The organism is Telluria sp. BA11 (genome assembly GCF_056680305.1).
This window is the reverse complement of the sequence record NZ_CM155275.1, coordinates 3,537,104-3,560,579: the sequence shown is the minus strand read 5'-3', so window position 1 is coordinate 3,560,579 and position 23,476 is coordinate 3,537,104. Positions and strand designations below refer to the sequence as shown.

Here is a 23,476-nt window from a genome sequence, read left to right as displayed (position 1 = left end):
CACCGATGCCGTGCCGGGGCATCTCTGCGGCTGCTGCAATTCTTTTTCTGTTTCTGTTTTGACGCTGTCTCGCGCTTACCAATGCCGCTTTTTCAAGCGATTCTATCGGCTAGACGTGAAAAATAGCAATTGATTATATCTAAAGCACTAATTTTTATTCAAGGAATATCGGGGGCCCCGCCAATCTGCCCGTGCACGGCGACCCGGTTACGGTTTGCGTGGCTGGAAGCGGACGATCGATTCACCAGCTGCCGTCTGGCGCGGCGCCGGGCGAAACGCGTGCCCGTAGATCACTTCGAAGGTCAGGCCCAGCTTGCCGTCAGGGAGGCGCTGCGCCTCGAGCGCAGCGAGCACACGCTGCCAGGCAGCGCGGCCGATCAGGCCGCGCCGGCGCGATTCGAGCGGATTGCCGCCCAGCGCGCGCACGTCGCGCAGCAGCGCCTGCGGCGTGTCGTAGGTGACCGTGATGCGCTCCATGTCCATGACCGGTGTCGAAAAGCCCGCCTCGACCAGCTGATCGCCGAAATCGTGCATGTCGACAAATGGCAACGTGTGCGGATACGCATCCAGCGCCGCAAATGCCGTGCGCAGTTCGGTGAACGTGTCGGGACCGAAGCTGGAAAACATCAGCAAACCCTCGACACGCAGCACGCGGCGCCATTCGGCAAACACGCGGTCGGGCAGCGGATGCCAGTGCAACGCCAGGTTCGACCACAACAAGTCGACCGAGTTCGGACCGAGCGGCAGGTTGCCGTAGTCACCGCACAGGATGTCGACGCCCGCCTTGGCCGGCATCAGCCGGCTCAATAACTGGTTGAGCGAACCCGAGGCGCCCGGCTTTTTCGCCGCGCGCGCCATGGCGCCGGCACCATCCAGGCCGACGATCTGCGCCGATGGGTAGGTCTTTTGCAGCAGGGCCAGGTCGCCCCCGGGGCCGCAGCCGGCGTCGAGCACCTGCTTCGGGATGATCTTCACCAGGGCCAGGCGCTCGTGCATGCGCGCGGCGATTTCGCGGCGCAGGAAATCCGACGACGCGATACGTTCGGGCCGCGCGAACAGGTTGCGCACACGCGACAAGTCAATGGGCGCGCTCAGCTTGGACGGGGATTGAGGAGATGCCATGGGATCGGATGCGTGATGAGATAATGTGGGCAGTTTAACCGTTTGTGGGACGCCGAGCCGATGCCGGACCTTCGCCCGCTGCCGATGCGCCTCGTGCACGCGCTGCTGGACGCGTTCTTGCCCTCGTGCTGCGCACTGTGCGGCGGGCACGCGCGGGCGGCGGTGTGCGCCGAATGCGAGCAGGCGTATGTGGCGCCCACGCCGCGCTGCCCCTGCTGCGCCAACCCGACCGGCGCGCTGGACAGCACACGGCATTGCGGCGCCTGCCTGGCGCAGGCGCCGCCCTTCGACGCGACCTGGGCGGCCTGCGACTACGCCGCGCCGCTCGACAGCCTGGTGCTGCAACTGAAGTTTGGCGCGCAACTGGCACTGGCGCCGTGGATGGCGCGCGTGCTGCATGCGACCATCACGTCAGATGCACGGGCGTTGCCCGACGTGCTGTGCCCAGTGCCGCTGGGCCCGGCCCGCCTGATCGAGCGCGGCTACAACCAGGCGCTCGAAGTCGCGCGCCCGCTGGCCCGTGCGCTGGGCGTGCCGGTCGCCCTGCAACTGCTGCACCGGCTGCGCGAGACAGCGCCGCAATCCGGCGCCGCGCCCGGCGACCGGCGCAGGAACGTGCGGGGCGCGTTTGGCGTGGCCAGCACGTTCGACGTACGTGACCAGCATGTGGGCGTGGTCGACGATGTCATGTCGAGCGGCCACACGCTGGCAGAAACTGCCGCCGTATTGAAACAGGCGGGCGCCGCGCGCGTGACGAACATCGTCTTCGCGCGCACCCCGCCGCATGGATAAGCCTCATCATCAAGGAGAAGCACGTTGTTCCACGTCGTCCTGGTCGAACCAGAAATCCCGCCGAATACCGGCAATGTGATCCGCCTGTGCGCCAACACCGGCGTGCAACTGCACCTGATCGAGCCGCTCGGCTTTCCACTGGACGACGCCAAGATGCGCCGCGCCGGCCTTGATTACCACGACTACGCGACGATGAAAGTGCACAAGGACTGGGATGCTTTCCTGCTTGATGCCCAGCCCGATCCGGCCCGCATGTTCGCACTGACCACGCACGGCTCGGCGCCCTTCGCCGAGGCCCATTTCCAGCCGGGCGACGTGTTCGTATTCGGCCCGGAATCGCGCGGCCTGCCCCCCACCCTGCGCGAAACCTTCCCACCCGCCCAACGCATCCGCCTGCCGATGCGGCCCGACAACCGCAGCCTGAACCTGTCGAATACGGTAGCAGTCGTCGTCTACGAAGCCTGGCGCCAGAACGGCTACGCCGGCGGCGCCTGAGCCGACGCTACTGCTCGAACAGCCGCCGTGTCAAAGCCGGAGTCACAAAAGCCGGGGTCAGGTCCAAAAGCCGGGGTCAGGTCTGACATTCGGACACGGCCTCGGCTGCTGGGAGGGGTACGGTCGCTGGATCACAGTGGAGCTTGCGTCAAAAGCCGGGGTCAGGTCTGACATTCGGACACGGCCTCGACTGCTGGGAGGGGTACGGTCGCTGGATCACAGTAGAGCTTGTGTCCGAATGTCAGACCTGACCCTGGCTTGCTCGCAACACCTTCCCACCCGCCCAACGCATCCGCCTGCCGATGCGGCCCGACAACCGCAGTCTGAACCTGTCGAATACGGTAGCAGTCGTCGTCTACGAAGCCTGGCGCCAGAACGGCTACGCCGGCGGCGCCTGAGCCGACGCTACTACCTCGAACAGCCGTGGCGTCAAAAGCCGGGGTCAGGTCTGACATTCGCGTCAAAAGCCGGGGTCAGGTCTGACATTCGGACACGGCCTCGACTGCTGGGAGGGGTACGGTCGCTGGATCACAGTAGAGCTTGTGTCCGAATGTCAGACCTGACCCTGGCTTGCTATCCTTCAGACACGGCATCGAATGCTAGGAGGGATGCAGTCCCGGATCACAGTAGTGCTTGTGTCCGAATGTCAGACCTGACCCCGGCTTTCCCGAAACCGAAGCCATACCGATAACAAGTAGGCAGATTACAGTAGAGCTTGTGTCCGAATGTCAGACCTGACCCCGGCTTGTGACCCCGGCTTGTGACCCCGGCTTGAGCCGGCTTGTTATCTATGCCTCTGTGCCATACACCAGCGCTACTCGCTCGAAGGCATCGAGCAGGCCAGCGCGGTTGAGCAAGTCGATGGCTTCATCGACCCGGCGCGGTGCGGCGGCCTCGAGTGCTGCGCGGTCGTCGCCAATCAGGGCGCGCATCTGCTGCGGCACGATCACCAGGTCGATGAAGCGCTGCGCGATGGTCGTGGCCGATGCGGTCTGATCAGGCGCTGGCACTGGTCCGACCAGCGCGTCCACGATACTCGCCACGCCGCTGTCGCGCCTCGCCTGATCCACCAGTCGCGACAATTCGGGCAGCCGGGGCGCCGTTGTCAAACTTACCCGCAGCAACGCCACTGATTCTTCCGTGAGCGCTTGCTGCAGAAGATGCAGCCCAACTGCGTGCAGGCGATCCCGCACTGGCATGGCAGGCGGCAAGTCAGGCGCAGGCGGCGCTGCGCGCTCGAGGGCACGGTGCACGACTGCGCTGAACAACGCGTCCTTGTTGGCGTAGCGCGCATACAGGGTCGCCTTGCCAGCGCCCGCCATGGCGACGACCTGGTCGCAGCTCGTCGCATCGAAACCCGCGCGCAGGAACAGCGTTGTCGCTGCGTCGAGGATGCGGCGGTCCACTTCACCGGCATGCTCGGCAGACGGCCGGCCACCCCGCTTGCGCGCGGTGGGCATTTGGTCCGACTCCGGCAGGTTTGATGTCAGGCGCATGGCAAAATAGTCATCATAATAAACTGAACTGAATGGTATAGTTCAGTTTCTGGACTCTCAATCAAAGGTGAAGCGATGGACATGCGTTTGAAATTTCTATCTGACAATATGAGGGCAATTGATTTTGGCATGCTCTCGACCCGCACCGAAGGCGGCGCCTTCGCCAGTCGGCCCATGAGCAACAACGGCGAGGTGGATTATGACGGGGACAGCTACTTTTTCACCTACGACCAGGCCCGTACCGTGGCGGACATCGAGGGCGACGCAGCGGTCGGCCTGACCTTCACTGGTGCTCCCGGCCCCCACGGACAGCCACCGCTATTCATCGCGGTGCAAGGCAATGCAGAACTGATCCGCGACAAGGCCATGTTCGCAGCGCACTGGACGGCAGGGCTCGATCACTGGTTCGAGCAAGGCATCGACACGCCAGGATTGGTCATGATACGCGTTCGCGCCGCCCGAATCCACTATTGGAATGGCGCCGACCAGGGCGAGATCGTTCTGTAAAACCCGAACACGCACGGGTCGCGCCGGCCCCTGCCCCATCAACGACTCGACAGGCCCGCCATGCACACTGCAATCGACGCATTTCCCATCCATATCCCGGAAGCCGACCTGACCGACCTCGCCGACCGTCTGGCGCGCACGCGCTGGCCCGATGCCGAAACCGTGAACGACACTTCGCAGGGCCCGCAACTGGCCCGCATCCGCGCACTGGTGGAACGGTGGCAGAACGGCTACGACTGGCGCAGCACGGAAGCCGCACTCAACGAATGGGGCAGCAGCCGTACCGTCATCGATGGACTGGGCATTCACTTCCTGCATATCCGCTCACCGGAACCGAACGCAACGCCGCTGCTGCTGACGCATGGCTGGCCAGGCTCCGTGCTCGAATTTCGTGAGCTGATCGGTCCGCTGACGCAGCCGCAGGCGCATGGCGGCCTGGCGTCGGATGCATTCCATCTGGTGATTCCAGCCTTGCCCGGCTTCGGTTTTTCCGACAAGCCAACCGAACCGGGCTGGGGCGTGGGCCGCACGGCGCAGGCGTTTGCGGAACTGATGCGCCGCCTGGGCTACGGCGAGCGCTGGATGGCGCAAGGCGGCGACTGGGGCGCGGCCGTCACGAGCGCCCTGGCGCACATGCGCGTGCCGGGCCTGGCGGGCATCCACCTGAATATGGTGATGTTCCATCCAACCGAGCAGGAAATCGCCGACGCAACGCCAGAAGAGCAGCGCATGCTCGACGATGCCGCGCGCTACGAAAAGGAATATTCGGCCTACATGAAGCTGCAGTGCACGCGCCCGCAATCGGTCGGGTTCGCGCTGGCGGACTCGCCGGTGGGCCTGGCCAGCTGGCTGTACGCGCTGTTCCAGGACGTGTCCGATACCGACGGCCAGCCGGAGCGCACGATGGCGCCGGACCGCCTGATCGACGACGTGATGATGTACTGGCTGACCAATACCGGGCCAAGCTCGGCACGCTTTTACTGGGAAGCCGCGCGCGAGATGGCGCGCGGCATGCCCACCGCCCCGCTGCCCCTGCCCGCCGGCATCAGCATGTTTCCAGGCGAGCAAATGCGGCTGTCGGAGCGCTGGGCCGCAGCGCGCTTTGCCGATCTGCGCTTCTTTGGCGAAGCCGAGCGCGGCGGCCATTTTGCGGCAATGGAAAACCCGGCTGCTCTCGTCGAGCATCTGCGCGCGACGTTCCGCACGATGCTCTGAGTAACTTCAGTCCTGCTGGCCGAACACGCCATCGGCAAACACCTGCGCATGAAAGCGCTCACCGATCAGCCGGTGCGTGGCGGCGTCCGGATGCAGCGCATCCGGCAGCGGCAGGTGCGCGTTGTCGTCGGCGCCATACAGCGCGCTGCCATCGAGGTAATGGATGTGCGCATCGGTCGCTGCCCGCTGCGCGACGATTCTTTGCAACTGCTCGCGAATGACACCCAGCGTCAGCTTGCCCTGGCGCCGCTCGGCATCGTTGCCCATCGCCCGGAACAGCAGCCTGCCCTGCTCCATGGCCTTGCCATCGAACATGGTCGGCCCCGGCGTCGTTTCGTGGATCGGACACCAGGTCGGCGAGATTACCAATAGCGGCGTGCTCCGGTGCTGCCCTTCGCGGATCGTGTCAAGAAAGCCGTGCACGGCTGGCCCGAACGCCCGCACGCGCATCAGGTCGGTGTTGACGAGATTGATGCCGAGCTTCAGGCTGATCAGGTCCGCCGGCAGGTCGCGGATCGTGCGCGCCGTGAACGGGTCCAGCAAGGCATTGCCGCCGAACCCAAGATTGAACAGATCGACGCCGGCCAGACCGGCCGCCACCGCAGGCCAGATGCCGGTCGGGTGGGTCGCATTCGAGCCCTGGCTGATCGAACTGCCGTGATGGAGCCAGCGGCGTTGGCCGCCTTTCAAAAGGGCCGACACCGGCGCATCCGCGCGCAAGCTCACCAGCTCGGTCGTCTCGTCATGCGGCAGCCAGAGTTCGACGGTCTTGTCGCCCGCCGGGAGGTCGGCAAAGCGCAGCCAGTGCGGCTCGCCCGGGTGCACCCTGGTGGCGCCGCTGATCATGTCGATGTCGAGGCGCTTGCCGCCCGGCGCGCTTGCCTGGGCAAGCAGCTTCCCATCGACCACCAGATCAAAGATACCGTCGGGCCGCGGCGCCATCTTGCCGTAGCTGCGCTTGGTCGGCAGCACCAGTAACTCGACGACACGGGCCGCCGTCCGGAACGCCAGGCGCACGCCGGATGGCTGTGCTGCAGCCAGCGCCAGTTGCACATCCAGATGCTGCGCGAGCGCCCAGGCCGGCAAACGCTGCGGCAGCAGGCCGGCATCGGTGCGTTGGAGCTCGACCGCGCCATGGATCAGGTCTGCGGGAATGGGCGACAGCGTGTACATCGACGTGCCCGTCATCAGGCACCCGCCGCTTCGCGGGTCAACACCGTCAATCCTTCGACCAGGCGATCGAGTTCTTCCACCGTCGTCGTCAGCGCCACCGTGGCGCGCACGAGGCTGGCGTCGCCCACCGGCCGCTCCACCGTGAACACGCCGAAGCGCTCCAGCAGCGCCGCCTGCACGTCATGCGCGCGCATGCCGTCGATCGTGAACGCCGCCAGCGCCGTGTCGCCCACCAGCGGGCTCATCAATTGCAGCCCCGGCAGGTCCGCCACGCGCTGCACCCAGTAATTCCTGAGCCACGCGAGCCGCGCGCCTTTCGCTGCCGAGCCGCCCAATTGCGCATGCACGTCCAGCGCCACCGGCGCAGCCATGATCGCGCTCATCGGCGGCATCCCGGCATGCAAGCGCCCGCGGATATCGTCCGCCGGATAATCGCGGTCGCCAAAGTGCGGCTCGATCCGGTCCAGACGTGAAGACCGGATGTACGCAAAGCCCAGCCCCGGCGGCGCGCCGATCCATTTGTGCAGGTTGAAGCCCGCGAAGTCGATGCCCATCGCCTGCACGTCGACGTCCAGCTGGCCCAGCGCATGCGCGCTGTCGACCAGCACGTCGACGCCGCGCGCCCGCGCCAGTGCGGCGATCTCGCGCACCGGCACCGACTGGCCATTGGCCGGGAACACCTGCGAGAGCAAAAGCAGCTTCAGGCCCGGCGTATCGCGGATCGCCGTCGCATACTGTTCCAGCAGCGCGTCGCCCGATAAGGGCAGTGTCAGTTGCAGTTCGGTCGGCACCACGCCGCGCCGCCCTTCAAGCCACGCCATTGCATAGCGCATCGCCGGATAATCGAGGTTGCTCCACAGGACGCCGTCGCCTGGCGCCAGCCGGTGGTACTGGCCGATCAGCACCTGCATCGATTCGCTCGCGCTGCGCGTGAGCAGAATCTCATGTGGTTCGGCATTGATCAGTTTGGCCAGCCGCGCGCACAGCACAGCGCCATGCTCGAGAGCTTGCGCACTGCGCAGGAACGGGCTCAGATGACGATTCAGATAGTCGACCGATTCGACCAGCGCCGCCTGCACCGGCTGCGCCATCGCGCCAAAGTAGCCGTGCTCGAGATTGACGATGCCGTCGGGCGCTGGCGGATACAGGCCGGCCAGTGCCGGCATCACAGGGAGCTTGGCCATGCCGGTCAGCCCCGGATCCGCGCCACTAATTTCGTGGTCGAGCGGTCATGCTCGAAGTCGATCGCCACCGCACGCCCGCCATACGCCAGCACGGCCTGCCCTTCGGGAATCTGGTCCATGACGTAGTCGCCGCCCTTGGCATAGATATCGGGCCGGCCTTCCTGGACCACTTCGAGCGCCGTCTGTTCGTCGAACTCGACCACCAGGCTGACCGATTCCAGCGAGGCCAGCACCGCCATGCGATCGGCCAGCGTGTTGTGCGGGCGGTCGTCGCCCTTGCCCAGCCGCTTGACGGACGCATCCGTGTTGACCGCCACCACGAGCGACGCGCCCAGCTCGCGCGCCTGCGCCAGATAGGTCACGTGGCCGCGGTGCAGGATGTCGAACACGCCGTTGGTCAGCACCACCGGCTTTGGCAGTGCGGCGATCCGCGCAGCCAGGTCGGCGCGCGTGCAGAGCTTGTTTTCAAATGAAGGCATGGGTATTCAGTTTCAGTGTTTGGGCGGTTCGTCGTCAGGCTCTTCGTCAAGTGCCATCGACAGTTCGGATGGCCGCGCGGCGCCGGCCGGCAGGCCCGGTTCCTTGCGCTCGCCCGACAGCTTGACCTGCAGTCGCAGGCCGTTGGCCGAGTCGGCATTGCGGATCGCTTCGTCGTAGCTGATGAAGCCCTTGTTGTACAGCTCGAACAAGGCCTGGTCGAACGTGCACATGCCCAGCTCGCGCGACTTGTGCATGATCTCCTTGATGCTCTGGAAGTTCCCTTTCAGGATCATCTCGGCAATCGTCGGCGTGTTGAGCAGGATTTCGATGGCGGCCTTGCGGCCCTTGCCGTCCTCGGTGCGCACCAGGCGCTGCGAGACAATGGCGCGCAGGTTCGACGACAGGTCCATCAGCAGCTGGTTGCGCCGTTCTTCGGGGAAGAAGTTGATGATCCGGTCCATCGTCTGGTTGGCATTGTTCGCGTGCAGCGTGCCCAGGCACAGGTGGCCCGTTTCGGCGAACGCGATCGCGTGCTCCATCGTTTCGGTATCGCGGATCTCGCCGATCAGGATCACGTCCGGCGCCTGGCGCAGCGTGTTCTTCAGCGCGTTGTGCCACGACAGCGTGTCGACGCCCACTTCGCGGTGCGTGATCAGGCAGTTCTTGTTCTTGTGGACGTATTCGACCGGGTCTTCCACCGTGATGATGTGGCCGGCCGAATTGTTGTTGCGATAGTCGATCATCGCCGCCAGCGTCGTCGACTTGCCCGAGCCGGTGCCGCCCACGACCAGCACCAGGCCGCGCTTGGTCATCACGACATCCTTGAGCACTTCGGGCAGGTCGAGCTTTTCAAAGTTGGGAATCTCGGACGAGATGGTGCGCACAACCATGCCGACGCTTTGCTGCTGCACGTAGACGTTCACGCGGAAGCGGCAGACGTTGGGCAGCGAGATCGCAAAATTGCACTCCATTTCGGTCTCGAACTCGGCGCGCTGGCGCTCGTTCATCAGCGAGACCGCGAGCGCGCGCGTGACTTCGCCGCTCAGGCGCTGCTGGCTGAGGGCTTTCATGGCGCCCTGGTACTTCATGCTCGGCGGGAAATCAGCCGAGATGAAAAGGTCGGAACCGCCCTGGTGATGCATCACCGTGAGCAGTTTATGGATATAGACCTGGGCTTCCGCCGGGCCAAACGTGGTGGACATGCGGGCCTTTCACAAAAGATGCATAGGCGGAGCCTATCAAGAGATTATATCGACTATCATTCTCGCTACACCATTATTTCATGGCGCGTGCCCTGCTGCCCCGCTCTCGCGAGGCGCCGGCAGCGCGCCTTGTCGAGACGCCTACCATGACCCTGACCGAGTTGAAATACATTGTCGCCGTCGCCCGCGCCAAGCACTTCGGCCACGCGGCCGAAGCCTGTTTCGTGGCCCAGCCCACGCTGTCGGTCGCCATCAAGAAGCTGGAAGACGAGCTGGGCGTGCTGCTGTTCGAGCGCGGCGGCTCCGAAGTGTCCGTCACGCCTCTGGGTGCCCAGATCGTGGCGCAGGCCGAGCGCGTGCTGGAGCAGACCGCTGCCATCAAAGAATTAGCCAAGCAGAACAAAGACCCGCTGGCCGGCCCGCTGCGCCTGGGCGTGATCTACACGATCGGGCCGTACCTGCTGCCGCCGCTGGTCAAAAACCTGATCGACAACGTGCCGCAAATGCCGCTGGTGCTGCAAGAGAATTTCACGCACAAGCTGCTGGAATTGCTGCGCCAGGGCGAGCTCGACGCCGCGATCATGGCGCTGCCCTTGCCCGACCACGGGATGGCGGTGCAGCCGCTGTACGACGAGCCGTTCATCGTGGCGATGCCGAAACACCACCCGTGGGCCAAGCGCAAGGAAATTTCGGCCGAAGACCTGAAAAGCGAAACGATGCTGCTGCTCGGCGCCGGCCACTGCTTCCGCGACCAGGTGCTGGAAGTGTGCCCGGAAATGGCGCGCTTCTCGGCGCCGGGCGGTGGCACCGGCATGCAGCGCACGTTCGAAGGCTCGTCGCTGGAAACGATCCGCCACATGGTCGCCAGCGGCATCGGCCTGACGGTGCTGCCGCGCGCGTCGGTCACCGACCTGAGCGAGTCGAATGGCTTGCTGGCCTATGTGCCGTTCACCAGGCCGGCGCCGTCGCGCCGCGTCGTGATCGCCTGGCGCAAGAGCTTCACCCGCCGCGCCGCGATCGATGCGGTGATGCAGGCGGTGAGTGAATGTCATCTGCCTGGCGTGGAAATGATCACGTACGAGGCGGCGGCGTAGCGTTGGTCCACACGGCTGACGGCGCAGTAGCGACGGCGTCGTCGGTCTTGTCGGCATCGCCGTTGGCCGCAGCCCCGTCCCTGACCGCCTCGAGCTGCGACGGCGAGAACACGATGGTCTGGGTCGGGAATGCCAGGCTGATGTCAGCTGCTTCCAGCCGCTCGAAGATCGTCAGCAGCAGCTTTTCGCGAATGATCACCTGCGTGTCGAACTCGTGCACGTCGATGTGGGAAAACACCTCGATGTTGAAGGCGCGCTCGCTGATGCTGCCCAGGCGCGCGCGGTGCCCTTCTGCCATATTCTTTTCGTCGGTCAGGACTTGCTGGACGATTGCAATGGCTTCCTTCAGCTTGGCCGACGAGTTGCCATAAGCGATGGCAATCACCGGATTGAACAGGAACCGGTCGCGCGCAGAGTAGTTTTCGATCTGGCGCGCCGACAGGTCGCCATTCGGAATCGTCACGACCGTGCGCTCATTGGTGCGGATGCGGGTCGAGCGGATGCCGACGTCTTCCACGGTGCCCACCACGTCGCCGACCTTGATGAAGTCGCCCACCTGCATCGGGCGGTCGGCAATCACGGTCACGCTGCCGACCAGATTCTCCACCGTCTTCTGGGCGCCCAGCGCCAGCGCGATACCACCGATACCAAGGGCCGCGATACCGGTCGTGACGTCGATGCCGAAGGTGCTCAGGATGGCGATGGCGGAAAACGCCAGCAGAATGACCTTGGCGGCGCGGCGCGCCAGCGTGATGACCGACACGACCTGACGCCGCTGACTGCGCTGCATGCGTGCAATGGCCAGTTGTGAAATCGCATCGACCAGCCGCAAGCCGAACCAGACGAACGCGACCACGTAGACAATGCTGGTATAGCGCAGCAGGGTCTGGCGCGCCACGATCGACACTGGCAGCTGCTCGGCCCAGTTGTAGAACACGCCGACGGCGATCAACAGGCTCACCGGCGGCAGGGCCGCCTCAAAGAAGCGGTACAGGCCGTTGGCTTCCGGGTCGGGCACGAGTTTGCGCATGCAGAACACGATCAGCGCCGACAGCATCCACAAGCCGCCGAACACCAGCACGCCAAGGCCCAGCAGCAGCGCCCAGTCCTTCAGCGGCGCACCGGCGACGACGACCTGGTCATCCGCCGGTTCCGTGACTACGGGCGCACGCTTGGTGGCCGCGGTAATCTGGGTCAGCGTCTCGCGCGAGACGCGCCACACCTGATGCTCGCCGTCCTGCCCTTTCGTGAGCAGCACCGGGATTTTCTTGTCCTGGATGGCGATCTCGCCGACGCGCTCCTGATCGACCGGCAAGTCGTCACTGACCTTGCCGTTGGGGTCGTTGGACAGCGCGATGAAGGTGTCGAGCGTGCCGCCATCGTCCAGCACCGCGTGGAACGCGCGCGCCTGCTCCACCGCGTTGGTACGCTGGCGCGAGCTGGTTGCAGGCGGCAAGTCGAAGTACAGCGCGGTGCGATCGTAGTCGGATTGGCCAAGGGCGCCAAGCAGGCCGGAGACCATGGAGCGCGGCGTCTCGCGCTTGAGCGGATCGGGGACGGCAGATTCAGCGGCGGCGGGTGCCTCGGCATCCTGGCCGGCCGCAAACGCCGGTGGTTGGGTAAGTCCCAGCAGCAATGCCAGGGACAGCGAGACCAGTAATCTCATCGACAATATTCTATTCAAAACGACTCCTTGCACGTGTTTGATCGCATGGCGCATGACGCGGCCCGGACGGGAGTGACGGTGCGGACACCGCGACATCCGGCGAGATGGCATGCCTGCGGATGCGCAGCGATGGACATGCCGTGCCGGGGCAAACGCGCTGGCCCGGACCTGCGATGCGATCGGTCTGGATGGCCGGGCAGTGGCGCCCGGGAACCAAAGTCTAGCATCCTGCCGATGTCACGCCCGCACTATTGCTGGCAGCGCAAGGGGCTCGCAGGCCATTGGCAAAGTGCGTGGGAGGCGGCGGTAGAGGCGGCTATCGGCGGTTAATCCGGATGTTAATCCGGATCTTTTACGCTTATGCCATTCAGGAACAAGTCCACCATGTGGCCGATACGCGATGTCGTTGAACGGTCAGCGTCGATCGCGATCGAAATGGCAGTGACCACGTAAATCAAATCCTCGTAAGTGACATCGCTGCGGATGGCGCCCGCTTCCTGTCCGCGCTGAAGCAAGCGCTGCCCTTCGGCCGTGATCGCATTACATCCTGGCGTTCCGCATTGGATCACCGTCCCGATCGACGCAGCAAGGCTCTGATAAATGCTGGTATTGCTGGCAAGCTCTTCAAGATAAGCGCGTACCGCGGCGCCTGGCGTGAGGTCTGCGTCGCGCGCAAGGCTGGTCTGGGCCAGCGACAAGAAACGCTCATTGCTGGTAGCGGCCAACAACGCCTCACGCGTGGGAAAGCGACGATACAGCGTACCGATACCGACCCCTGCGCGCTTGGCAACGTCTTCCAGTGGAACATTCGCGCCTTTTTCCAGGAACAGTGCCTCGGCGGCAACAAGGATCAGTTCGCGGTTTTTTTGCGCATCAGCCCTGAGGACAGGTTCATCACTCACTATTTTGCTCTTTCGCTTGTTAAGTGGAGGAACCCTCCGTATCATAAGTGGGGCGATCCTCCACTTTTAAAAAGAGTACCAGAAAATGACGAAGCGTTTTGAGAACAAGGTTGTGGTGATCACAGGGGGAAGCGACGGGATCGGTCTCGCAACGGCCAAACTGTTCGCCATCGAAGGTGCGCACGTGTACATCACAGGGCGCCGGCAAGAGCTGCTGGACGACGCCGTGAATGAAATCGGGCATGGAGCGGTCGGCGTGCAAGGTGACGTCACCAGCGCTGTCGACGTCGCCCGGCTTTACGAACGGATTCAGCGCGACCATCAACGCGTTGATGTGGTGTTCGCCAATGCAGGCATATACGAGGTCAAACCACTCGATGCGATCGACGATGCGCATTTCGATTCGATCTTCGGCATCAATGTGAAAGGCGTGGTGTTGACTGTGCAGAAGGCACTACCTTTGATGACGGCGGGAGGTGCGGTTGTTCTCAATGGTTCCATTGCTGGCAGCAAGGGCTTGCCGGGCCAATCGCTCTATAACGCGAGCAAGGCGGCAGTGCGCTCCTTCGCCCGAAGCTGGACGAATGACCTCAAGCAGCAGGGTATCCGCGTGAATGTGGTCTCGCCCGGAGGCACGGAAACCCGCCTGATACGCAGCTACCTAGACGCCCAGCCGGCTGTTGAAGAGGCGCTGAATAAAAGCGTTCCACTTGGGCGGCTGGCGGAGCCGAACGAGGTCTCACGGGCAGTGCTTTTCCTGGCATCAAGCGACAGCAGCTTTGTCGCTGGACATGAACTCTTCGTCGATGGCGGTGTCGCGGCGGTGTAGGCGAAGAGCAAGCGATCCGCGTTAGTGAATCGACGGCTTGTCTGAAAGGTGCTATTTTCACCGATAATTTATTTTCGGTAACAATCATGCAGACAACACCGGGCACGCGCCCGAGCCTTTTCACCACCCCTACCTTCTGGCTCATCCTGCTCAATATCGGCGCCTGGGTGTATCTGGGCATGAACGGCGTCGACTGGATGTCGCCCAGTCCGGCCGACCTGACTGCCTGGGGCGGCAACCTCGGCCCCTACACCCTCACCGGCGACTGGACGCGGCTTGTCACGTCGATGTTCCTGCACGGTGGCGCGCTGCACCTTGGCCTGAACATGTTCATGCTGTCGCAGATCGGTCCATTGTCCGAGGCGGTCTGGGGCCGTACCCGCTTTACATTGATCTATCTGTTGTCCGGCCTGTTCGGCGGGCTGGCCAGCGCCTGGTGGTATGCAAGCGTGGCCGTGCGCAACACGGGCTACGACCTGGTGCCATCGGCCATGGGCTTCACGCCGCATTTCGCAACCACGGTCAGCATTGGCGCATCCGGCGCGCTGCTCGGCGCGTCCGGCGCCCTGCTGGTACATGCACTGTGCGCCGGCACAGCGGCGAAAATCGAATTGAAGGTCATCTTCCAGGTGGTGGCGCTGAATATCGGCATGGGCTTTCTGATGACCGGTACCGATAATGCGGCCCACATCGGTGGTGCGCTGGCCGGGATCGCCATCGGCGCCCTGCTGATGCTGCCGGGAAGAGTATTGCGGATCGCCCCTGCGGTGCAGTCGGCGCTCGTGTTCGCCGTCGGCCTGGGCGTGCTGGTGGCGCTGGTGAAGCAGCCGCCGTCCGACCAGGTCAGCCGGATCGCACAGATCCTGCGCGCATCCGAGGTGCTCGCTGCGCAACGCGAGGCGATGCGGGCCGTGAATCCTCAACGCCCGTAATACCGTCCACGCGGCGCAACATTGGGTTGAACGCGTGGGCGGGTACCCCGCCCACGCGTTCAACGCAACCAGCCCGATCAGCCTTGGCGGCGACGGGCCACCATCAAGCCACCCAGCAGCAGCGGCAGCATCAGCGCGATCGTCGACGGTTCCGGCACTTCGGCCATGATCGAGAACGTGTCGCCGGCGCGCATGCCGCTGGTGTCGAGCAGCCAGTCGCTGCGGCCATCGAGCAGGGTCGGGTTCCCGAACTGGAACTCGGCCGGTTCGCCATTGGCGAACGTGATCGCCGCGTTGTAGAACGAGTTGTTGACACTGAGCGCTTGCGAGAATGCGGACACCGTGCCCGGCGCAGCGAAACGGATGCCCTGCAAGCCAAAGGTGAACTGCGGGAACGACATGCCGCTCAGGTTGATCACCATCGCGCTCAGGCTCAGCGGTCCAGCCAGGTCGGCTTCCTCCAGCACGAAGTTGAGCTTGGTGCCAGTGAAATTGGCCAGCGCCAAGTCGAACGACACGGCGCCGGCGGCGCTGTAGTCGGTCACGGCATTGCCTGCCGCGCTGTTCGAGCTGACCAGCAGCGCAGCGTGGGCCGGCGCCAGGGTCGAAAAGGCCAGCGCGGCCAGGCCGGCGGTGATGAATTTGTTGATGGTCATGATGATGATCCTTGAATGAATGCGGTGAGAATTACAGCGGACCCTTGGCCCATGGACCCGAGATCGCGAAGGTGATGCCTGGCGTCTGGATATTGACGAACAGATAGCGGCCGGTCGGATCGAAGCAGGCACCGGCAAATTCATTGCCGCGGCCATCGCCGGCCAGGGTCGGCGCCTTGCCGGCGGCGGTCAGCTGGGCCGCCGTCAGGTTCACGTTGTTCTTGGCGAAGATGTAGGCGTCACCGGTGCCCGTCAGGCCCATCAGGCGCTGGCCGAAACCGAAGGTGTCGGTGATCGGGCTAGACGAGTCTTCGCAGATCAGCAGGCCATCGCGCGGGCTGACCGCCAGGTTGTCGCCCATATTGCCGATCAGCGGGCTCGGGCTCGAATAGATGCACTTGAGCGTCTGGCTGGCCAGGTCCAGTTCCCAGATCGCGCCACGGTTGACCGGGCCGCCCGACGTGTCCATCACGTACAGCTTGCCTTTGGTATAGAAGATGCCTTCGCCGCGGTTCATGCGCAGCGCGCCCTTGGCCCAGCCCTGGTTGAACGGCCCGGCGGCATTGCTGATCGCCTGGCCATTCAGGCCCACGCTGTTGCCGCGGTTGGCGTCCGGATTCGGGATCGACACCCATTCCAGTTCGTACGTCAGGTCGACCGACGCAGTGGCCAGGTTGACATTGTTGACGCCTTTGACCTTCGCCATTTCAAGCACGCCGCCGCGCGCCAGCGAACCGGCCGCGCCCGTCTTGATGTCCGGCACGTAGCGATAGAAGCCCGACTTGCCCGACGAATCTTCCGTCAGGTAGACATTGCAGTTGGCCGGATCGACGGCAGCGGCTTCGTGCGCGAAGCGGCCCATGTTGACAATCGGCTGGCCGGTCGTCTGGCGCGGATCGACCGTCACTTCGAACACGTAGCCGTGCTTCTTGCCGCCGGCGGTGATCGCGTCGGAACCGACTTCTTCGCAGGTCAGCCACGTGCCCCATGGCGTGACGCCGCCGGCGCAGTTCTGCTGGGTGCCGCCCAGGCTGGGCGTCATGCTGACCCAGTCGCCATCGCGGAACACCAGGTTGGTGGTGCCGCCGCACGAGCGGTTGGTCGTGGTGGTGTTGATCGTGCCGCCATCGTAGAAACTGTAGGCGTTGATGAAATTGCCAGCTGCACTGCTGGTGATTTCATGATTGCGCACCAACACCTGTTCGGTGCTGCGGCCGACCTTGCGCGTGGCGATCACGCCCATGCCGTCGTGGCCGGCCGGGCATGGCCGGCCGTCGGCCATGGTGTCGCCGCGCCAGCCATAGCTCTTGTAGGTAAAGCCAGGCGGCAGTTGCAGCAGCGGCAGGCCGGTGCTCAGGTCATTGGTTGGCGCGATCGGGCCGTACGGGCTGTCGACGGGCGCGGTGACGCCATTGGCGGCGGCAGCTTCACGCGCGTGCAACGCGGCGAAGGCGCCGACGAATGGCAGCGCGCTGGCGCCAGCGATGCCCTTGAGCAGGTTGCGGCGCGACGGCGACGTGTCGTGGTTGTTCATGTGTACTTCTCCATTGATTGGACGTGCGAGCCGGTGGACCGGCATCTCGAATGTTGGCAGCGCCTGAGCGGCGGCCCGCCTGTCCTTACCACCCCGGCTCGGACCGATGCATTAAAGCAAACGATCATGTCAAGTTAATGACAACAAAAAGACAATTTTTTACCCTGCACGGTTGGTCGTGACATCTGCCTGTCATTCACATCGCATGGGGCCTGCTGCGGCAAGGGTGCGCCGCGCAGCGTCCCCAAACCGGCTAGAATTGCTGTCTTCCGATCAATATTTTTTGCGACAAAAAAGCGAACACATGAACAAGCTGGCGCTCTACTTTCGCCTGATCCGGGCCGACAAGCCGATCGGCATCCTGTTGCTGCTGTGGCCCACCCTATGGGCGCTGTGGATGGCCTCCGGCGGCGTGCCGGCGTTCGATGTGCTGGCGATCTTCGTGGTCGGCACGGCGCTGATGCGCTCCGCCGGCTGTGCCATCAACGACTACGCCGACCGCGACTTCGATCGCCACGTCAAGCGCACGGTCGACCGCCCGCTCACGAGCGGCAAGATCCGGGGCTGGGAAGCGGTGATGGTCGCGGCCGTGCTGGCGATCGCGTCGTTCCTGTTGATCCTGCCGCTCAATGCGCTGACAAAGCAGTTGTCCGTGGTGGCCGTGGTGGTTGCCGGCACCTACCCGTACTTCAAGCGCTTCTTCGCCATTCCGCAGGCTTACCTGGGCATCGCGTTTGGCTTCGGCATCCCGATGGCGTTTGCCGCCGTGCAGGGCGCGGTGCCAGGCGTGGCCTGGTGGCTGCTGGTGGCGAATGTGTTCTGGGCCGTGGCCTACGACACCGCGTATGCGATGGTCGACCGCGATGACGACATCAAGCTGGGCATGCGCACATCGGCCATCACGTTCGGGCGCTTCGACGTGGCCGCGATCATGCTGTGCTATGGCGCGTCGCTGGCGATCTTTTTGCTGTGTGGCTGGTCGCTGGGCCTGCGCTGGTGGTTCGTGGCCGGTGTGGCAGTGGCGGGCGCGATCGCGCTGTATCACTACACGCTGATCCGCCACCGCGACCGGATGAACTGCTTCAAGGCCTTCCGCCATAACAACTGGCTGGGGGCCGCACTGTTCATTGGTGTCGCACTAGATTATGCATTAGGTTAATATTGTCCGAAATGCATTCATCGCTGCTCCGGCAGCGTGATCGACCACCACACCAAGAGGCCCAATATGATCGAAAAAATCCCGACCCAGACCAACACCCGCGACCAACTGGTCAATGACCTGAAAAGCGTCATCGGCGACGCGGAATCGTGGCTGCGCAACGGCAGCCAGCTGACCGGCGAAGAACTCAAGTCGGCCAAGGCCAAGTTCGAGCAGACGCTGGCCTCAGCCAAGGTCGGCCTGATCAACGCCGAAGAAACCGTAGTCGAGCGCACCAAGGTCGCCGCCAAGGCCACCGACGAATACGTCAAGGACAACCCATGGAAATCGGTTGGCCTGGGCGCTGCCATCGGTGTCGTCATCGGCATGCTGATCGTCCGTAAATAAGATGACGATCCCCGCGACCATTTCGCGCATTGGGGCCACGCTGCTTGCCATGCTGCGCACGCGGCTGGAGCTGGCGACGCTCGAACTGCAGGAAGAAACGCACCGCCTGTTCGGCTACGTCGCCTGGGGCGTCGCTGCCGCCTTCTTCGGCGTGGTCGCGGTGCTGCTGCTCATCCTGTTCGTGCTGGTGCTGTTCTGGGATACGCACCGCCTGCTCGCCGTTGGCGGCATGACGCTGCTGTTCGCGCTGGGCAGTGTGCTGGCGTTCTTCAAGGTCCGTGGTGACCTGACAAACCGCGGGCCGATCATGGCGGCCACGCTGGCCGAACTGCGCAAGGATGCACAAGCTGTCAAAGGAGAGCCGATCGATGACGTCAAAATCTGAACCACTGGCGGTGCGCCGCCGCTTGCTGGCTGCGCAATGCGCCGAACAGCGCGCCCAGATGTCGGCCGACGTGACGCTGCTGCGCACGCCGTCGGCGATGGGCGGCACCACGGGGTATGTGGTGCAGCACAAGAAAGCCATCCTGACCGCCGCCGGCGTCGGGGTGGGCATCCTGCTGACCAAGCCGACCTGGGTGGTCGGTGCGATCACCGCAGCGTTGTCGGCCTACAAGCTGGCGCAGAAGGTGCTGCCGGTATTGGGGTGGCGGAAGTTCGAGGTGCATTGAACCCCGCACTCCCGCATGACACAAAGGGGCGTCCGCATTGGCGGCGCCCCTTTTTTCATGCGCTCAATCCTGACCCAGCTCGTCCCCGAGCGCCTTGCCGCGCGCTGCAGCTGCCTGCATCGCCGCGACGATCGCGCCTTTGACGCCTGCCGCTTCCATGCTCTCGATTGCCGCATGCGTCGTGCCGCCCTTTGACGTCACGCGCGCCCGCAATATGTCGACTGCTTCAGCCGACTGCGCCGCCAGTTGCGCTGCGCCCGTGAACGTGGCCAGCGCCAGTTCCCTGCCCTGCTCCGCGTTCAGGCCCATGGCGCGGGCGGCTTCCTGCATCGCTTCCAGAAAATAGAAGACATAGGCGGGCCCGCTGCCCGACACCGCTGTCACCGCATCGATCTGCGCTTCGTCGTCCAGCCACACGGTCTTGCCTACCGCGCGCATGACGGCGTCGGCCTGCTCGCGTTGCGCGGCGCTGACGCCGGCCTGCGCCGCCATCCCCGTCACGCCCATGCCGATCAGTGCCGGCGTGTTCGGCATCGTACGCACGATGGCGTCGTAGCCACCGAGCCAGCGCGTCAGGTCGCTGCTGCGGATGCCCGCGGCGATCGACAGCACCAGTTGACGCGTCAGGTGCGGTGCCAGTGCTGTGGCCACTTCGCGCATCTGCTGCGGCTTCACGGCCAGCACGACGACTTCAGCGTGCTGGACACCCTCGTCGATGTCCGTCGCGGTGCGCACGCCATACTCGCGCGCCAGGCGTTCCAGTGCTTCGGGATTGCGGTCCACCACGTGGATCTGCGCGCCGGAACCCGCAACTTTCACGAGCCCGGAAATCAGGGCTGCGGCCATATTGCCGCCGCCGATAAAGACGATGTTCATGGTGATCCTGTCAGGTGTAATCGCGTTTGCCAAAGATGGCGCTGCCCACGCGCACGATCGTCGCGCCTTCAGCGATCGCGGGCGCCAGGTCGCCCGACATGCCCATCGATAGCGTGTCCAATGCCAGGCCGTCAGCGCGCAGCGCGTCAAACAGGGCGCGCACACGGGCAAAGGCAGCGCGCTGTTCTGCGACATCGGTGGTGGGTTCAGGAATCGCCATCAGGCCGCGCAGGCGCAGGTTCGGCAGTTGCGCGACCTCGCGCGCGAGCGCCGGTAATTCTTCAGGCGATGCGCCGCTCTTGCTGGCCTCACCGCTGATGTTCACTTGCAGGCAGATATTCAGCGGGCCCAGTTCGGGCGGCCGCTGCTCTGACAGGCGCTGCGCGATCTTGAGCCGCTCGACCGTGTGCACCCAGGCAAAGCTGGCGGCGATGGGCCGCGTCTTGTTGCTCTGGATCGGGCCGATGAAATGCCACTCGACGGCCGCATCTGGTTGCGCCTGCGCGACGCTTGCGATCTTGTCGAGCGCTTCCTGCAAATAGTTTTCGCCGAACGCCAGCTGGCCTGCGGCCATCGCTTCTAACACCGCCTGTGCAGGGAAGGTCTTCGACACGGCCAGCAACTGGACGTCGCTTCTGGTGCGTTCCGATGCCTTTACAGCATCGGTGATTGTCGCTTCGACAGCTTGCAAGTTCCCGGCGATTATGGACATAATGATTTTCTATAGGAAATATTTTTGAGGCCGTTTGCGGCACTGGGATTATAAATGGACATATCGGAATTACTCGCTTTCTCGGTCAAGAACAAGGCCTCGGACCTGCACCTGTCGGCCGGCCTGCCGCCGATGATCCGCGTCCATGGCGACGTGCGCCGGATTAACCTGCCGCCGCTGGAGCACAAGGACGTGCACGGCATGATCTATGACATCATGAACGACGGCCAGCGCAAGCAGTACGAAGAAGTGCTCGAGTGCGACTTCTCGTTCGCGATTCCGGGTCTGGCGCGTTTTCGCGTCAATGCGTTCAACCAGGAACGGGGCGCGGCCGCCGTGCTGCGCACGATTCCGTCCAAGATCCTGTCGCTCGAAGACCTGAACGCGCCGAAGATCTTCGGCGAACTGGCCCTGAAACCGCGCGGCCTGGTGCTGGTCACGGGCCCCACCGGCTCGGGCAAGTCGACCACGCTGGCGGCGATGGTGAATCACCTCAATGAACAGGAATATGGCCACATCCTGACGATCGAAGATCCGATCGAATTCGTGCACGACTCCAAGAAATGCCTGATCAACCAGCGCGAAGTCGGTCCGCACACGCTCTCGTTCAGCAACGCCCTGCGCTCGGCGCTGCGCGAAGACCCGGACGCGATCCTGGTCGGCGAACTGCGCGACCTGGAAACGATCCGCCTGGCGCTGTCGGCCGCCGAGACGGGCCACCTCGTGTTTGGCACGCTGCACACGTCGTCGGCCGCCAAGACGATCGACCGTATCGTCGACGTGTTCCCGGCCGAAGAAAAAGAGATGGTGCGCGCGATGCTGTCCGAATCGCTGCAGGCCGTGATCTCGCAAACGCTGCTCAAGACCAAGGACGGCTCGGGCCGCGTGGCGGCGCACGAAATCATGATCGGCACGCCGGCCATCCGTAACCTGATCCGCGAAGCGAAGATCGCCCAGATGTACTCGGCGATCCAGACCGGCAGCAATGTGGGCATGCAGACGCTCGACCAGAACCTGACCGACCTCGTACGCCGCAACATGATCTCGTCGGTGGTCGCGCGCAGCGCCGCCAAGATCCCCGAAAACTTCCTCGGTTAAGGACCATCCATGGAACGCGACCAGGCTACCAAATTCATGTTCGACCTGCTGCGCCTGATGGTGACCAAGGGCGGCTCGGACCTGTTCATCACGGCGGGCTTTCCCCCGGCGATCAAGATCGACGGGCGCATGACGCCCGTCTCGAGCCAGCCGCTCACCAGCGGCCACACGGGCGACCTGGCGCGCGCCATCATGAACGACAAGCAGGGGGCCGGGTTCGAACTCACGCGCGAAGCGAACTTTGCGATCACGCCGGGCGACCTGGGACGCTTCCGGGTCTCGGCCTTCATGCAGATGGGCTGCGTGGGCATGGTGCTGCGCGTGATCACCACGGCGATCCCGAAGTTCGAGGAACTGAGCCTGCCCGACACGCTCAAGGATGTCGTGATGACCAAGCGCGGGCTGGTAATCATGGTCGGCGCGACAGGCTCGGGCAAGTCGACGACGCTGGCGGCGATGGTCGGCTACCGCAACGAGAACAGCTACGGCCACATCATCACGGTCGAAGACCCGGTCGAATTCGTCCACCCGCACCGGAACTGCGTGATCACGCAGCGCGAAGTGGGCGTGGACACCGACAGCTTTGAAGCAGCCCTGAAAAACTCGCTGCGCCAGGCGCCGGACGTGATCCAGATCGGCGAGATCCGCGACCGCGAGACGATGGAGCACGCCATCGCGTTCGCCGAGACGGGCCACCTGTGCCTGGCCACGCTGCACGCCAACAGCGCCAACCAGGCGCTGGACCGCATCATCAACTTCTTCCCCGAGGAACGCCGCCAGCAACTGCTGATGGACCTCTCGCTGAACCTGAAAGGCCTGGTGTCGCAGCGCCTGATTCCGAAGAAGGAATCGAAGGGCCGCGTGGTGGCGATCGAGATCCTGCTGAACTCACCCTTGATTTCGGACCTGATCTTCAAGGGCGAAGTTCATGAGATCAAGGAAATCATGAAGAAGTCGCGCGAGCTGGGGATGCAGACGTTCGACCAGGCGCTGTTCGACCTGTACGAGGCCGACAAGATCACCTACGAAGACGCGCTGCGCAATGCGGACTCGGTCAATGACCTGCGGTTGAACATCAAGCTCAATAGCAAGCATGCGAAGAACCGCGATTTTTCGAGCGGGACGGAGGCGTTGGGATTGGTGTGATGGGGTGATGGGGTGATGACGTAGGGTGGACCGGGACGCGCAGTCGGCTATGCCGTCCACGCGGTGATGGTTAACACCAAATTCATCCGGCACGAAATCGGCACCGATGCCGATCACCGCGTGGACGGCGCAGCCGTCCACCCTACCC

25 protein-coding genes and 1 pseudogene are annotated in these 23,476 nt (G+C 64.0%); 14 read left to right on the top strand and 12 right to left on the bottom strand.

What is annotated here, in order from left to right:
- Positions 1 to 207: 207 nt before the first annotated feature.
- Positions 208 to 1,122, bottom strand: a complete 915-nt coding sequence (locus AC1MGT_RS15705; RefSeq protein ID WP_183557008.1) for a methyltransferase domain-containing protein — start codon at positions 1,120 to 1,122, stop codon at positions 208 to 210.
- A gap of 60 nt (positions 1,123 to 1,182) precedes the next feature.
- On the opposite strand from AC1MGT_RS15705, the gene AC1MGT_RS15700 reads away from it, so the two are divergent.
- The 3 genes and pseudogenes from AC1MGT_RS15700 to AC1MGT_RS15690 form a co-directional block, all read left to right on the top strand.
- Positions 1,183 to 1,914 carry a ComF family protein gene (locus AC1MGT_RS15700; protein WP_499500938.1) on the top strand — a complete coding sequence of 244 codons (732 nt, stop codon included), beginning with the start codon at positions 1,183 to 1,185 and terminating at the stop codon, positions 1,912 to 1,914.
- A gap of 24 nt (positions 1,915 to 1,938) precedes the next feature.
- A complete protein-coding gene (gene trmL / locus AC1MGT_RS15695) occupies positions 1,939 to 2,409 on the top strand; it encodes a tRNA (uridine(34)/cytosine(34)/5-carboxymethylaminomethyluridine(34)-2'-O)-methyltransferase TrmL (protein ID WP_499500937.1) in 471 nt (156 codons plus the stop codon).
- Between the two features lie 263 nt (positions 2,410 to 2,672).
- Positions 2,673 to 2,807: pseudogene (locus AC1MGT_RS15690) on the top strand (tRNA (cytidine(34)-2'-O)-methyltransferase); the annotation flags it as partial.
- 390 nt (positions 2,808 to 3,197) lie between these two features.
- Here the strand turns inward: AC1MGT_RS15690 and AC1MGT_RS15685 are convergent.
- Positions 3,198 to 3,869 (bottom strand): TetR/AcrR family transcriptional regulator, encoded by a 672-nt coding sequence (locus AC1MGT_RS15685; protein WP_499500935.1) that lies wholly within the window; start codon positions 3,867 to 3,869, stop codon positions 3,198 to 3,200.
- A gap of 111 nt (positions 3,870 to 3,980) precedes the next feature.
- On the opposite strand from AC1MGT_RS15685, the gene AC1MGT_RS15680 reads away from it, so the two are divergent.
- Complete coding sequence (locus AC1MGT_RS15680; protein ID WP_499500933.1) at positions 3,981 to 4,412, top strand: pyridoxamine 5'-phosphate oxidase family protein; 432 nt, start codon at positions 3,981 to 3,983, stop codon at positions 4,410 to 4,412.
- Positions 4,413 to 4,472: 60 nt separating this feature from the next.
- Positions 4,473 to 5,627 (top strand): epoxide hydrolase family protein, encoded by a 1,155-nt coding sequence (locus AC1MGT_RS15675; protein ID WP_499500931.1) that lies wholly within the window; start codon positions 4,473 to 4,475, stop codon positions 5,625 to 5,627.
- A gap of 6 nt (positions 5,628 to 5,633) precedes the next feature.
- On the opposite strand, the gene AC1MGT_RS15670 is transcribed toward AC1MGT_RS15675, so the two are convergent.
- Genes AC1MGT_RS15670 through AC1MGT_RS15655 form a run of 4 tightly spaced genes read right to left on the bottom strand, consistent with a single transcriptional unit; the run spans position 5,634 to position 9,666 of the window.
- The gene (locus tag AC1MGT_RS15670; protein ID WP_499500929.1) at positions 5,634 to 6,815 is read right to left on the bottom strand and encodes an SGNH/GDSL hydrolase family protein; all 1,182 of its coding nucleotides are present in this window, start codon (positions 6,813 to 6,815) and stop codon (positions 5,634 to 5,636) included.
- Positions 6,815 to 7,984 carry an aminotransferase class V-fold PLP-dependent enzyme gene (locus AC1MGT_RS15665; protein ID WP_499500927.1) on the bottom strand — a complete coding sequence of 390 codons (1,170 nt, stop codon included), beginning with the start codon at positions 7,982 to 7,984 and terminating at the stop codon, positions 6,815 to 6,817. Before AC1MGT_RS15665 ends, AC1MGT_RS15670 begins: the two co-directional genes overlap by 1 nt.
- 5 nt (positions 7,985 to 7,989) lie before the next feature.
- Positions 7,990 to 8,463 carry a D-glycero-beta-D-manno-heptose 1-phosphate adenylyltransferase gene (gene rfaE2, locus AC1MGT_RS15660; RefSeq protein WP_258836587.1) on the bottom strand — a complete coding sequence of 158 codons (474 nt, stop codon included), beginning with the start codon at positions 8,461 to 8,463 and terminating at the stop codon, positions 7,990 to 7,992.
- Between the two features lie 12 nt (positions 8,464 to 8,475).
- Positions 8,476 to 9,666 carry a PilT/PilU family type 4a pilus ATPase gene (locus AC1MGT_RS15655; protein ID WP_499500925.1) on the bottom strand — a complete coding sequence of 397 codons (1,191 nt, stop codon included), beginning with the start codon at positions 9,664 to 9,666 and terminating at the stop codon, positions 8,476 to 8,478.
- 146 nt (positions 9,667 to 9,812) lie between these two features.
- Here AC1MGT_RS15655 and AC1MGT_RS15650 point away from each other — a divergent pair, with 146 nt between their 5' ends.
- Positions 9,813 to 10,760 (top strand): LysR substrate-binding domain-containing protein, encoded by a 948-nt coding sequence (locus AC1MGT_RS15650; RefSeq protein ID WP_258836589.1) that lies wholly within the window; start codon positions 9,813 to 9,815, stop codon positions 10,758 to 10,760.
- Here the strand turns inward: AC1MGT_RS15650 and AC1MGT_RS15645 are convergent.
- Positions 10,738 to 12,426: a mechanosensitive ion channel family protein gene (locus AC1MGT_RS15645; protein WP_499500923.1), complete on the bottom strand. Its 1,689-nt coding sequence runs from the start codon at positions 12,424 to 12,426 to the stop codon at positions 10,738 to 10,740. The genes AC1MGT_RS15650 and AC1MGT_RS15645 overlap by 23 nt on opposite strands.
- A gap of 338 nt (positions 12,427 to 12,764) precedes the next feature.
- Entirely contained in the window at positions 12,765 to 13,328 is a 564-nt protein-coding gene (locus AC1MGT_RS15640) for a TetR/AcrR family transcriptional regulator (protein WP_499500922.1), read from the bottom strand.
- Between the two features lie 85 nt (positions 13,329 to 13,413).
- On the opposite strand from AC1MGT_RS15640, the gene AC1MGT_RS15635 reads away from it, so the two are divergent.
- Positions 13,414 to 14,157 carry an SDR family NAD(P)-dependent oxidoreductase gene (locus tag AC1MGT_RS15635; protein ID WP_499500920.1) on the top strand — a complete coding sequence of 248 codons (744 nt, stop codon included), beginning with the start codon at positions 13,414 to 13,416 and terminating at the stop codon, positions 14,155 to 14,157.
- A gap of 86 nt (positions 14,158 to 14,243) precedes the next feature.
- The gene (locus AC1MGT_RS15630) at positions 14,244 to 15,089 is read left to right on the top strand and encodes a rhomboid family intramembrane serine protease (protein ID WP_499500918.1); all 846 of its coding nucleotides are present in this window, start codon (positions 14,244 to 14,246) and stop codon (positions 15,087 to 15,089) included.
- Positions 15,090 to 15,166: 77 nt separating this feature from the next.
- Here the strand turns inward: AC1MGT_RS15630 and AC1MGT_RS15625 are convergent, their stop codons facing one another.
- Complete coding sequence (locus AC1MGT_RS15625; protein ID WP_499500916.1) at positions 15,167 to 15,745, bottom strand: PEP-CTERM sorting domain-containing protein; 579 nt, start codon at positions 15,743 to 15,745, stop codon at positions 15,167 to 15,169.
- A 31-nt stretch (positions 15,746 to 15,776) separates the two neighbouring features.
- Positions 15,777 to 17,279 (bottom strand): PhoX family protein, encoded by a 1,503-nt coding sequence (locus AC1MGT_RS15620; RefSeq protein ID WP_499500914.1) that lies wholly within the window; start codon positions 17,277 to 17,279, stop codon positions 15,777 to 15,779.
- 304 nt (positions 17,280 to 17,583) lie between these two features.
- Here AC1MGT_RS15620 and ubiA point away from each other — a divergent pair, with 304 nt between their 5' ends.
- From ubiA to AC1MGT_RS15600, 4 genes are all read left to right on the top strand, one after another.
- Entirely contained in the window at positions 17,584 to 18,438 is an 855-nt protein-coding gene (gene ubiA, locus AC1MGT_RS15615; protein WP_499500909.1) for a 4-hydroxybenzoate octaprenyltransferase, read from the top strand.
- 66 nt (positions 18,439 to 18,504) lie between these two features.
- On the top strand, positions 18,505 to 18,825 hold the full coding sequence (locus tag AC1MGT_RS15610; RefSeq protein ID WP_332532988.1) for an ElaB/YgaM/YqjD family protein: 321 nt from the start codon (positions 18,505 to 18,507) through the stop codon (positions 18,823 to 18,825).
- Position 18,826: 1 nt separating this feature from the next.
- On the top strand, positions 18,827 to 19,210 hold the full coding sequence (locus AC1MGT_RS15605) for a phage holin family protein (RefSeq protein ID WP_332532987.1): 384 nt from the start codon (positions 18,827 to 18,829) through the stop codon (positions 19,208 to 19,210).
- Entirely contained in the window at positions 19,194 to 19,496 is a 303-nt protein-coding gene (locus tag AC1MGT_RS15600; protein ID WP_183556973.1) for a hypothetical protein, read from the top strand. The genes AC1MGT_RS15605 and AC1MGT_RS15600 overlap by 17 nt, the downstream gene beginning before the upstream one ends.
- A gap of 63 nt (positions 19,497 to 19,559) precedes the next feature.
- Here AC1MGT_RS15600 and proC read toward each other — a convergent pair whose 3' ends face one another.
- Together proC and AC1MGT_RS15590 are read right to left on the bottom strand one after the other, a co-directional pair.
- Positions 19,560 to 20,372: a pyrroline-5-carboxylate reductase gene (gene proC, locus AC1MGT_RS15595; RefSeq protein ID WP_499500907.1), complete on the bottom strand. Its 813-nt coding sequence runs from the start codon at positions 20,370 to 20,372 to the stop codon at positions 19,560 to 19,562.
- Between the two features lie 10 nt (positions 20,373 to 20,382).
- A complete protein-coding gene (locus AC1MGT_RS15590; RefSeq protein WP_499500905.1) occupies positions 20,383 to 21,084 on the bottom strand; it encodes a YggS family pyridoxal phosphate-dependent enzyme in 702 nt (233 codons plus the stop codon).
- Positions 21,085 to 21,138: 54 nt separating this feature from the next.
- On the opposite strand from AC1MGT_RS15590, the gene AC1MGT_RS15585 reads away from it, so the two are divergent.
- Entirely contained in the window at positions 21,139 to 22,182 is a 1,044-nt protein-coding gene (locus AC1MGT_RS15585) for a type IV pilus twitching motility protein PilT (RefSeq protein ID WP_332532983.1), read from the top strand.
- A 9-nt stretch (positions 22,183 to 22,191) separates the two neighbouring features.
- The gene (locus tag AC1MGT_RS15580; RefSeq protein WP_183556964.1) at positions 22,192 to 23,328 is read left to right on the top strand and encodes a PilT/PilU family type 4a pilus ATPase; all 1,137 of its coding nucleotides are present in this window, start codon (positions 22,192 to 22,194) and stop codon (positions 23,326 to 23,328) included.
- The last annotated feature ends 148 nt before the right edge of the window (positions 23,329 to 23,476 follow it).

Coding starts and splice junctions, on each gene's coding strand:
- AC1MGT_RS15680 (WP_499500933.1), top strand. CDS start 3,981: ATGGACATGCGTTTGAAATTTCTATCTGACAATATGAGGGCAATTGAT.
- rfaE2 (WP_258836587.1), bottom strand. CDS start 8,463: ATGCCTTCATTTGAAAACAAGCTCTGCACGCGCGCCGACCTGGCTGCG.
- AC1MGT_RS15705 (WP_183557008.1), bottom strand. CDS start 1,122: ATGGCATCTCCTCAATCCCCGTCCAAGCTGAGCGCGCCCATTGACTTG.
- AC1MGT_RS15645 (WP_499500923.1), bottom strand. CDS start 12,426: ATGAGATTACTGGTCTCGCTGTCCCTGGCATTGCTGCTGGGACTTACC.
- AC1MGT_RS15605 (WP_332532987.1), top strand. CDS start 18,827: ATGACGATCCCCGCGACCATTTCGCGCATTGGGGCCACGCTGCTTGCC.
- AC1MGT_RS15670 (WP_499500929.1), bottom strand. CDS start 6,815: ATGACGGGCACGTCGATGTACACGCTGTCGCCCATTCCCGCAGACCTG.
- AC1MGT_RS15665 (WP_499500927.1), bottom strand. CDS start 7,984: ATGGCCAAGCTCCCTGTGATGCCGGCACTGGCCGGCCTGTATCCGCCA.
- AC1MGT_RS15635 (WP_499500920.1), top strand. CDS start 13,414: ATGACGAAGCGTTTTGAGAACAAGGTTGTGGTGATCACAGGGGGAAGC.
- AC1MGT_RS15700 (WP_499500938.1), top strand. CDS start 1,183: ATGCCGGACCTTCGCCCGCTGCCGATGCGCCTCGTGCACGCGCTGCTG.
- AC1MGT_RS15610 (WP_332532988.1), top strand. CDS start 18,505: ATGATCGAAAAAATCCCGACCCAGACCAACACCCGCGACCAACTGGTC.
- AC1MGT_RS15590 (WP_499500905.1), bottom strand. CDS start 21,084: ATGTCCATAATCGCCGGGAACTTGCAAGCTGTCGAAGCGACAATCACC.
- AC1MGT_RS15625 (WP_499500916.1), bottom strand. CDS start 15,745: ATGACCATCAACAAATTCATCACCGCCGGCCTGGCCGCGCTGGCCTTT.
- AC1MGT_RS15580 (WP_183556964.1), top strand. CDS start 22,192: ATGGAACGCGACCAGGCTACCAAATTCATGTTCGACCTGCTGCGCCTG.
- AC1MGT_RS15650 (WP_258836589.1), top strand. CDS start 9,813: ATGACCCTGACCGAGTTGAAATACATTGTCGCCGTCGCCCGCGCCAAG.
- AC1MGT_RS15675 (WP_499500931.1), top strand. CDS start 4,473: ATGCACACTGCAATCGACGCATTTCCCATCCATATCCCGGAAGCCGAC.
- AC1MGT_RS15600 (WP_183556973.1), top strand. CDS start 19,194: ATGACGTCAAAATCTGAACCACTGGCGGTGCGCCGCCGCTTGCTGGCT.
- proC (WP_499500907.1), bottom strand. CDS start 20,372: ATGAACATCGTCTTTATCGGCGGCGGCAATATGGCCGCAGCCCTGATT.
- AC1MGT_RS15655 (WP_499500925.1), bottom strand. CDS start 9,666: ATGTCCACCACGTTTGGCCCGGCGGAAGCCCAGGTCTATATCCATAAA.
- AC1MGT_RS15620 (WP_499500914.1), bottom strand. CDS start 17,279: ATGAACAACCACGACACGTCGCCGTCGCGCCGCAACCTGCTCAAGGGC.
- AC1MGT_RS15685 (WP_499500935.1), bottom strand. CDS start 3,869: ATGCCCACCGCGCGCAAGCGGGGTGGCCGGCCGTCTGCCGAGCATGCC.
- AC1MGT_RS15585 (WP_332532983.1), top strand. CDS start 21,139: ATGGACATATCGGAATTACTCGCTTTCTCGGTCAAGAACAAGGCCTCG.
- ubiA (WP_499500909.1), top strand. CDS start 17,584: ATGAACAAGCTGGCGCTCTACTTTCGCCTGATCCGGGCCGACAAGCCG.
- AC1MGT_RS15630 (WP_499500918.1), top strand. CDS start 14,244: ATGCAGACAACACCGGGCACGCGCCCGAGCCTTTTCACCACCCCTACC.